The 7,525-nt window shown below is 68.1% G+C and carries 6 protein-coding genes; 3 read left to right on the forward strand and 3 right to left on the reverse strand.

The window, feature by feature from the left end:
• Both ggpS and ACXJKH_RS11355 read right to left on the reverse strand, forming a co-directional pair.
• A partial coding sequence (gene ggpS / locus ACXJKH_RS11350) for a glucosylglycerol-phosphate synthase (RefSeq protein WP_457319513.1) occupies positions 1 to 2,169 on the reverse strand: 2,169 nt, incomplete at its 3' end.
• A gap of 62 nt (positions 2,170 to 2,231) precedes the next feature.
• The gene (locus ACXJKH_RS11355; protein ID WP_457319509.1) at positions 2,232 to 3,497 is read right to left on the reverse strand and encodes an MFS transporter; all 1,266 of its coding nucleotides are present in this window, start codon (positions 3,495 to 3,497) and stop codon (positions 2,232 to 2,234) included.
• Between the two features lie 250 nt (positions 3,498 to 3,747).
• On the opposite strand from ACXJKH_RS11355, the gene ACXJKH_RS11360 reads away from it, so the two are divergent.
• A complete protein-coding gene (locus ACXJKH_RS11360; RefSeq protein ID WP_457319510.1) occupies positions 3,748 to 5,319 on the forward strand; it encodes a hypothetical protein in 1,572 nt (523 codons plus the stop codon).
• 85 nt (positions 5,320 to 5,404) lie between these two features.
• Complete coding sequence (locus ACXJKH_RS11365; RefSeq protein WP_457319511.1) at positions 5,405 to 6,040, forward strand: hypothetical protein; 636 nt, start codon at positions 5,405 to 5,407, stop codon at positions 6,038 to 6,040.
• A 63-nt stretch (positions 6,041 to 6,103) separates the two neighbouring features.
• On the opposite strand, the gene ACXJKH_RS11370 is transcribed toward ACXJKH_RS11365, so the two are convergent.
• Entirely contained in the window at positions 6,104 to 6,859 is a 756-nt protein-coding gene (locus tag ACXJKH_RS11370) for a DUF3011 domain-containing protein (RefSeq protein WP_256775482.1), read from the reverse strand.
• A gap of 203 nt (positions 6,860 to 7,062) precedes the next feature.
• Between ACXJKH_RS11370 and ACXJKH_RS11375 the strand changes: the two genes are divergently transcribed.
• Positions 7,063 to 7,525: OB-fold nucleic acid binding domain-containing protein (locus ACXJKH_RS11375; RefSeq protein ID WP_457319512.1), on the forward strand; the 463-nt coding region annotated here is incomplete at its 3' end.

Below are 7,525 nucleotides of genomic sequence, written 5' to 3' on the forward strand. Positions count from 1 at the left end.
GCCGAACAACTGGCGCATGCGTCCGGTCGCCTCATCCTCGGGCATCGACAAGGCCTGCAGCAGCCCGGCGGTGAGGTCGGCCGGATCATGCGGGTTGGTCAGCACCGCGCCCTTCAGCTCGGCCGCGGCCCCGGCAAACTCGCTGAGCACCAGCACGCCGCTGCTGCCCTCGATACCGTGCGTGGCGACGAACTCCTTGGCCACCAGGTTCAAGCCATCGCGCAGTGGGGTGATCCACATCACCTGCGCGGCGGCGTAATGCGCCACCACCTCCTCGAACGGCAACGCCTGTGCAAAGAAGCGCACCGGCGTCCAGTCCAGCCGCGAGAAGCGGCCGTTGATACGTCCCACCGCCTGCTCGATCTGGTTCTGCAGGGTGCGGTAGACGGTCATCTCGCTTGCCGCCGGCACGCACACCATCAGCAGGGTGACCTTGCCCTGGCGCTCGGGATGCTGCTCCAGCAGCCGCTCGAACGCCTCCAGCTTGGCCAGCGTGCCCTTGGTGTAGTCCAGTCGCTCCACCGACAGCACCAGCTTGCGCGCACCGATCTCCCGGCGCAGTTTGAAGATGTCGTTGCGTACGTCGCTGCGCGCCAGCACGCTGTGGATGCGGCGCAGGTCGGTACCGACCGGGTGCGCGCCCAGCGCCACCTCGCGGTCGCCCACGCGCAGGCGCGTGGTCATGGTGTCCAGCCCCACCGCGCAGCCGTAGGTGAGGAAGCGCGGCGCGCAGCTTTCCCAGGCCAGGCGCTCGGCGGGCATCGCCCCGCGCACGACATCCACGAAGTTCTCCACCTGGCGCGGAATGTGGAAGCCGATGTAATCGCACGACAGCAGGCTGCCGATGATCTCGCGGCGCCACGGCACCACGTTGAACACGTCGGCGGACGGGAAATAGGTGTGGTGGAAGAAGGCGATCTTCAGGTCCGGGCGCAGTTCGCGCAGCGTGGCCGGCACCATCCACAGGTTGTAATCGTGGATCCACACCGTAGCGCCATGCGCGGCTTCGGCGGCGGTGGCGTGCGCGAATTTACGGTTGACCTTCAGGAACACCTGCCAGTCGTCCTCGCGGAACTTCGCACGTTCCCAGAACACGTGCAGCATCGGCCAGAACGCTTCCTTGGAGAAGCGCTTGTAGAAGATGTCCACTTCCTGCCGGCTCAACGGCACGCGCGCGGCGGTGAGGGTGGGGTAGCGTCCGGCATCGACGGCCAGGTGGGTCTGGAACGGACCACGCTTGGGGTCATCGATGCCCCAGGCTACCCACGAGCCTTTCTGGCCGCCCTCGAAGAAACTCAGCAACGAGGGAATGATGCCGTTGGGCGAACGCGGGGGACGCTGCACCAGCACGCCGTCTTCCATGACCTCATCGAAGGGCAGCCGGTGGTAGACCATCACCAGGTCGGCGCCGTCGGCACGCGCCTGCTTGGGGGCGTGCAGGAAAGGATCGTCGGTGGCGAGCAGGCCGAAGTGCTCGATCGCCTCGAGGATGCCACCGCAGCCGGGTGCCTGCGCGTGGAAGGTATGCGTCAGCGTGGCGGTCGCCGTGGTCAGCGCCGGCTCCGAATCGCCCACGCACACTCCGCGGAAGCCGGCGGTGTACATCGACAGGTCATTGAGGGTGTCGCCGGCCACCAGGATGCGATCGCGCGGCAGGTCCAGCAGGCGCGCCAGCGCGGCCAGGGTCCGGCCCTTGTCGGTGTCCGGCGGCAGGATGTCCAGGTAGCGGTCGGCCGAATACAGCACATCGCAGCCCAGCGCCTGCGCGGCGGCCTGGATCTGCGCGCGCAGCGGCGCCAGCGTCTGCGGATCGCAGAAGTAGGAGCAGCGCCGTTCCTGCGGCACGTCCTGGCGCTGCAGGGCGGCGAACGGGCGCATCGCCTCGGCCACCACGTGCTCACCGGGCCAGTGCGCGTCGATCATCGATTGCAGGGGTTGCAGCGGCTGCAGGGTGTGGCCATCGACGACGGTCGCGCCAACATCGCAGACCACGTAGTCCGGACGCGGGATGGCCGGGTCGGAGAGCAGCGGCATCACCGCTTCGAGGCCGCGGCCGGTGATGAAGATCAGCGCGATGCCGGGGTGCTGGTCCACCAGCCGGTACAGGCGGTGGCGCGCGGCGGCGTCGCCGGCGAGGAAGGTGCCATCCAGATCGGTGGCCAGGATCAGCTGCGGTGCCGGCGGGGCCAGCGGTGTACGGGTTGAGGTGGGCGTGGCGGGTGTCGATACAGTCAATGCACTTCCTTATCGGAGGAGAGGGGAGAGGGGGTGTCGGGCGGGATCTCGGCGTCGGTCTCGGGCATCATTTCCAGCGCCGACGGCGTGGTGCGCAGCATCAGCCGGAACCCGACCGGATGCGTGCGCAGGCGCTGGAAGCGCAGCAGCCGCGCAGTGGTGAACACCGCCAGCAGCATCAGCACCACGGCGAAATACAGCGGCAGCGCCGCCGGACCAAAGCGCTGCATCGCCGCGCCCGCCAGCGCCGGGCCGATGGCGGCACCCACGCCATGCACCAGCAACAGGCTGGAACAGCCGGACAACAGATGCGCACGTGGCAGGTAATCGAGCATGTGCGCTACCGCGAACGGATACAGCGAGAACGCCAGCCCGCCGTAGACGAAGAACAGCCCAAACAGCAGGTGGGTCTGCAGCTGGATCATCGGCAGGGAGGCGACCACCGCGATGCCGGCGGCGGCCAGGCTGAGCGCCACCAGACCACTGCGCCGATCGTGCCCATCGCTGATGTGGCCCAGGGGCCACTGCAGCAGCGCGCCGCCAAGAATCGCAGTAAGCATGAACAGCGCAACGCCGTTGCCATCCAGGCCCACGTCGCCCGCATATACCGGTAGCAGGCCCCAGAAGCCGCCCATCGCCAGCCCGGACAAGCCGGCGGCAACGGTGGCCACCGGCGCCATCGCATACAGGCGGGCCAGCTTGAGGCGCGTCACCACGGGCACGTCCGGCTGGCGCAGGCGCGTGGCGGTCACCGGCAGCACTGCCGCGCAGACCAGGATCGCGGTCAGCATGAACATTCCCACCGCGCTGGCATCGCCCAGCATCAGCAGCACCTGGCCCAGCGCCAGCGCCGACAGATTGACCACCATGTACAGCGAGAACGCGCGGCTGCGTCGGGCCGGATCGGGCTCGGCGTTGAGCCAGCTTTCGATCACCGTGTACAGGCCGACCAGCGCGATGCCGGTGGCGATGCGCAGCACGCCCCATCCGACCGGGTTGATCCACAGCGGATGCAGCAGCACCGCGATCGCGGCGAGTGCGGCGAAGAAGGCGAACGCGCGGATGTGCCCGATCCGGCCGATCAGCGACGGAGCGAAAAAGGTGCCGATGAAAAAGCCGGCGAAATACCCCGACATCACCAGCCCCAGCGTGCCGGCGCCGAAGCCGGCCTGGCCGCCACGCACTGCCAGCAGGGTGCCCAGCAACCCGCTGCCCGTCAGGAGCAGCGCTACACCGGTGAGCAGGGCAGTCAACCGCCACATGCGGGCGGTCTCGGTGGAAATGAAAAAGCGGACACCTGATCTACCCTAACACAGCCTTTTTGAAGGCCAGGTCGATAGCGCTGCCGTGCAGTGCCGTCATGCGCGGTGTCGCTTGCACTGCCGCAACGAACGCCTGAAACTCCGCGGGCCGCGCGCGCGGCGGGTCTGCGCATGCGGATTCCCCTTCATTCAAACCCCGTCGGCAGGCCGTGCAGCCTGGCGACCGGGTGTTCCAGCAGGAGTAGCAGGTGTGATCCAGGACGTCGATGTGAAACGCAGTCTTCTGCCGGGAAAGATCCTGCTGTACTTCTCCGCAGTGATGCTGCTGGCGCTGCTCTGCTACAGCTGGTCGATGCCGCCGGTGGATGCTTCCGGCTTCCGGCAGACCCAGACGGCGCTGTCGATCGTGTGGATTGCCCGTGGCTTCCCGGTGTTCAGTTACCTTACCCCGGTGCTCGGCGCGCCCTGGTCGATTCCGTTCGAGTTCCCGCTGTACCAGTGGCTGGCGGCGATGCTGGCCAATGCGACCGGGATGGGCATCGACAACAGTGCCCGGCTGGTATCGGCGCTGTTCCATGTCGGCTGCGTGTGGATGGTCTACCGCGTCGTGCTGGCCATCCGGCCCGATCGCGCGCTGGCACTGTGCATCGCCGGTGCCTTCGCGGTGTCGCCGTATGCGCTGTTCTGGGGGCGCTCGGTGATGATGGAATCCACCGCGGTGTTCTTCGGCCTGGTGTTCGTATGGGCGATGGCGCGGCTGCGCGGCCCGTCGGCCGGGCCGGCGCGGATGATCGCGCTGGGCGTGACCGCGGTGATCGCGGCGGTGCTGTCGGCGCTGGTCAAGGTCACCACCTTCTTCGGGTTTGCCGCCTTCGTTGCCCTGGCCTTCGCGTGGCTGGCCGTGCGTGAACATGGCTGGCGCCCACAGTGGATGGCGCAGCACTGGACGTTGATCGTCTGGGGCGTGGTTTCGGCACTGGCCGTACTGGCGGTGATCAACCAATGGCTCTCGCACGCCGATGCGCTCAAGGCGCAGTCGCCGCTGGGGCGCGAGGTGACGTCCAGCGCGTTGTCGACCTGGAATTACGGCACGCTGCAGCAGAAGCTGGACCCGGCCACCTGGTGGGGCACGGTCTTCAAAAAGCGCTTTGCCGCCGCCGTCGGTTCCAACTGGGTGTTCCTGATCCTGCTGGTGGCGGGCCTGTGTGCACGCCAGATCCGCAGCGCCGTGCTGCTGTTGCTGGTGGTCTACCTGCTGCCGGTAGCGGTATTCACCAACCTGCATATCGCCCACCCGTATTACCAGGCCGCCAACATCGTGTTCGCCACTTCGATCGTCGGCCTGGTGATCTGGTGGACCATCCAGCGGGCCGAAGCCAGCGGCAAGGTGCGACGCCCGCTGTGGCTGGTCGGCCTGCTGTGCCTGCTGTCGTTTGGCGCCATCGCCGGCAATTACGTCAAGCGCATGAAGGAAGCACGCGAGCCCAATCGGGTGTCGCAGATCGCCGCGTTGATCAAGGCCGGCACCCCCGGGCAGGGCGTCATCGTCGCCTTCGGCCTGGACTGGTCCTCCGAGCTGCCGTACCTCGCCGACCGTCGTGCGGTGATGGTGCCCGACTGGGCCCCGACCAGCGCGCTGGAGACACTGGCCAGCGCCGATACCGCACTCGGCGACGGTCCGCTTGGTGCGCTGGTGAACTGCCCCAACGCCCTCGGCAGCGACCCGGCACGCAGCGGCTTCCAGCAACAGATCCTGGCCCGCTACAGCGCCGGTGCCACGGTGCGGRTGATCGGGGATTGCCAGGTCTGGCTGCACCCGTGACGGCGTGCGATCGCCGTTGCCTCACCGGGTCGCGGCGATCGCCTGCGCATTTGCGCGCACCGTGCCGGGCCGTTAGGGTGGGGGCATGAATGTTTCCACCGTTGTACCCGCTGTCCTTCTGCTGGCCCTGGCCGGCTGCGCCCGGCAACCCGATGCGGTGTCGCATGACATCGCCAACGCTCCGGCCGATGCCTTCCTTGCGGCGGTTGCCGCGCATTGCGGCAAGGCCTACGAGGGCAAGGTGATCGTCAACGAGCCGCGCAGCGACGCGCCGGACCCCTTCGAGGGCAAGCGGCTGGTGATGCATGTACGTGGGTGCGAAGACCCCGCGCACCAGCTGCGCATCCCGTTCCACGTCGGTGATGACCACTCGCGCATCTGGGTGATCAGCCGCACCGACACCGGCCTTCGCCTCAAGCACGACCACCGTCACCGTGACGGCAGCCCCGATGCGGTCACCCTGTACGGCGGCGACAGCAAGCCGCCGGGCACCGCGCAACGCCAGGTATTCCCGGTGGATGCCGATTCGGTGGCGATGTTCCGCAAGGCGGACATGTTGCCCTCGGTCGAAAATACCTGGGCGATGGACATCGAGCCGGACCAGCGCTTCGTCTACGAACTCACCCGGCCTGGCGGGCGCCACTTCCAGGTGCAGTTCGACCTGAGCAAGCCGGTGGCGCTGCCGCCGGCGCCGTGGGGCAGCGACGCCGCCCCACGCTGAGACCGGCTCATGCCGGCTGGATGAGGGACACGGTTGCCGGCCATTGCCGGCAACCGGTCGGCATCAGCGGACGCCGAACCGCGCCCGGCAGCCGTTGCTGACCCACAACGTGCCGTTGCGGTACCCCCAGCTGCGGCCTTCCACGCAGGCGCTGCCGGACAGCTGCTGGACCAGCACCGGGCGTCCCTGGCGGGCTTCCCAGGCGCAGGTCTGCTCGCGCTTGCTGTTGCTGCTGCAGGTCACGCTGTAATTGCTGTTGCCGCCGCCGCCACCGCCGCCCCAGTTGCCGCGTGCCTCGGCGAACTCGCCGCGGCAGCCGCGGTTGACCCAGATCGCGCCATTGCGCACGCCCCAGGTCTGGCCCTGCACGCAGGCCGTGCCGGAAATCTGCCGGACCAGAGTGGCATTGCGCCAGCGCGTGGGGCAGGCCCGTTCGCGGTTGTTCTGGCTTTCGCAGCGGATCGTGCCGCCGTTGCCGTTGTTCCCGCCGCCGCCGTTCCAGTTGCCGCCGCCGTTGCCGCCGCCATTCCAGCCGCCGCCGCCATTGCCGCGCAGCGACGTGGCGATGTCCTGCTTGATCTTCGAGAAGCTCCAGCCGGAGTTGACCTGGGCCAGGTAGAAGCGCAGCTGGTCGTCGGGGATGCGGCGGCCGTTGGCCTGCTCGGCGTATTCCTGGGAAATTACCCGCGAGCGGTCGCTGGAGGACAGCTGCGACAGGTTGTCCGGTGCATAGGCGCGGGTGCTCATCTGGGCCTGGGCGGCCGGGGCGCTGCAGCCCAGTGCCAGGGCCAGGCAGACAATGGTAAGGCGACGGTTCATGGCGACATCCCCTTGCGGTCGTTGGTGCGCGGACTATAGGAATGGGACAGGTTCAGGGCGCGTGATGCCCGCCGGGCGGGCCGCCGGGCAAGGCCGGGGTGGGGCCGACGACAGCCGATTTGCCCCGGCGCAGCCTACGCCGCAGAATAAAGGGCTGTCCGGCGCAACGTGGTGCCGGCATTCTCCTGCGGAGCTTTACCCCCATGCGTACCCACTTCTGCGGCCTGGTCGATGAGACCATGATTGGCCAAACCGTTACCCTCGCCGGCTGGACCGACGTTGCCCGCAACCAGGGCGGCGTGTGCTTCATCGATCTGCGTGATCATGAAGGCATCGTGCAGGTGACGGTGGAAGTGGATAACGCGGCCGTGTTCGCCGTGGCCGCCAGCCTGGGCTACGAGGACGTGCTGCAGGTGGAAGGCGTGGTGCGCGCGCGCCATTCGGTCAACGACAAGATCCGCACCGGCAAGGTGGAAGTGATCGCCACGGCCATCACTGTCCTCAACAAGGCCGAGCCGCTGCCGTTCCACGCCCACGAGAACCCGGGCGAGGAAACCCGCCTGAAGTACCGCTACCTGGACCTGCGCCGTCCGGAAATGCAGCGCATGCAGCGCACCCGCATCAAGCTGGTGCAGGCGCTGCGCCGCCACCTGGACGCCACCGGCT

The sequence above is a fragment of the Stenotrophomonas sp. P5_B8 genome (genome assembly GCF_054049855.1).